Origin of the sequence: Mesorhizobium sp. M2A.F.Ca.ET.037.01.1.1, from assembly GCF_003998075.1 — a bacterium.
Classification (GTDB): domain Bacteria; phylum Pseudomonadota; class Alphaproteobacteria; order Rhizobiales; family Rhizobiaceae; genus Mesorhizobium.
Window position 1 is genome coordinate 1 of the sequence record NZ_RZSA01001262.1, and the last position, 1,600, is coordinate 1,600.

At 64.4% G+C, this 1,600-nt stretch carries 1 protein-coding gene; it reads left to right on the forward strand.

Annotation, left to right across the window (positions count from 1 at the left end):
- On the forward strand, positions 1-1,600 hold a 1,600-nt coding region (locus EOA27_RS35755; RefSeq protein ID WP_189562289.1), incomplete at both ends, for an Ig-like domain-containing protein.

Consider the following 1,600-nt stretch of genomic DNA (forward strand, 5'->3'; position numbering starts at 1 on the left):
ATCTGGTGCTGGTGCAGCCCGACGGATCCGAGATCGTCATCAAGGACGGCGCACTCAACGTGCCGACCTTCATCCTCGGCGATGTCGAGGTGCCGCGCGTCGCGCTCATCGCCGCGCTGGAGACAAGCCATGTCGATGTCGCCTTCGGCGCCGACGGCTCGATCTCGGCCGGCGGAAATGGCGCGCCAGGTAGCGCGGGCGGAAACTTTTCGGTACCTCCCGGCGGTATCGGCGACGGCTTCGGCCTGACGGCGTTGTTGCCGCCCACCGCATTGCAGTTCGGCCAGCCCGAGCATCGCGAGCTGTTCCCGGGGCTCGTCGACAGGGGCATTTCCGTCGTAGCGGTGTCGCTGCTCAGCCCGACCGAGGCGGCCAGCGAAACCGGCTTGAACGGTGGGCCGCAACAGTCGCCGGGCAGCGACGCGCCGAGCGACGCGGAAACGTCAAGCAATGGAACGATCACCATCGACGCGCCGGACGGCATCGGATCGATCGTCATCAACGGCGTTGCCGTCACCGCCGTCGGACAGCAGATCCAGGGCCAGTTTGGCTACATCACCATCGTCTCGCTGAACACGAGCACCGGGGTCGTCGAATACAATTATACCGTCACCGAATCGGTCACGCATCCTGTACATACGGACGGATACGACCAGAACGACACGATTCCTGACAATTTCAGCATCACCGTCACCGATTCCGACGGCGATACGGCCAGCACCACGTTTGCCGTTGCCATCATCGACGACGTGCCGACGGCGGTCGCCGACACCGACAGCGTGGCGGCAGGCCAGCTCGGCCCGGCGACCGGCAATGTGCTACTCGGCGGCACCGATGCGGGCGACAGCAACACTACGGACGGCGTCAAGGACGTCCAGGGTGCGGACGGGGCCAAGGTCGTCGGCGTTGCCAAGGGCACGACAAACGCCGATCTGGACGACGCGAGCACGCTCGACGTGCAGGTCCAGGGCGCCTACGGCAAGCTGACGCTCCACGCCGACGGCACCTACACCTATGTGCGTGACGCCAACACGCCGGGAGGCGTCAACGACGTCTTCACCTATACGATCAAGGACGGCGACGGCGACACCTCGCACACTACGCTGACGATCTCGATCGGCAATTCGACCCCGGAGATCAGCGACCTGACGCCGGAAGCCAACGGCGGCGACGTCGTCGTCAACGAGGACGACCTCTTGGCCGGCCGCGGCCCCGGCGAGTCAGCCGGCTCCGACCCTTCAAAGGAAAGCACCACCCAGGGCGGCACCTTCACCATTCACTCGCCCGACGGCATTGCCTCGCTGAACATCGGCGGACACGACTTCATCACCAATGGCCAGTTTACCGGCGGTTCCTTCACGACGGCGCTAGGCAACACGCTGGAGGTGACGGCCTACAATGCCGCCACCGGTGAGGTCACCTACACCTACACGCTCGTCGATAATGAAGAGCATTCCGCCATTCAGGGCACCAACAGCCTGTTCGAGAATTTCGACGTCACTCTGACCGACCTTGACGGCCAGAGCGCCAACAGCACGCTCTCCGTCAATATTGTCGACGACGTGCCGACGGCGCATGCCGACTCCAACAGCGTCTCGGA